This window comes from Enterococcus spodopteracolus (assembly GCF_030441955.1).
Taxonomy (GTDB): Bacteria; Bacillota; Bacilli; order Lactobacillales; family Enterococcaceae; genus Enterococcus_B; species Enterococcus_B spodopteracolus.
In genome coordinates, this window is record NZ_JARJHD010000150.1 from 1 (window position 1) to 343 (window position 343).

Annotated in this window: 1 protein-coding gene; it reads right to left on the reverse strand. The window is 52.2% G+C overall.

Annotation, left to right across the window (positions count from 1 at the left end):
- Positions 1-343, reverse strand: a 343-nt coding sequence (locus P3R27_RS14970; protein WP_318036152.1) for an MFS transporter, incomplete at both ends; no start/stop codon positions are given.

The following is a 343-nucleotide window of genomic DNA, read 5'->3' on the forward strand; positions in this document are numbered from 1 at the left end:
AATTGCATGCCAGTTCAACCGGTCCACGATCAGCCCGGCGATCGTCGGTGCGATCACGGGTGCCGCGGTGATTGAGAGTCCATACCAGCCCATCACGACACCGATGCGATTGATCGGATAGATCGATAAGAGGATCACTTGTGCCATCGCGGTCAAGATTCCATTGCCTACGGCCTGCAAAATACGAGCAAGCATCATGACTAGAAAATTGGGTGCTGTGGCACAAAGCAGCAAACCCACCAGAGCGATTCCTAATGCAGCGAGATAGAGCTTCTTGGTTGGCACACGATTCATAAGATATGCCGTCAAGGGCATAACGATCGCCATTGCCAAAGAATACCCG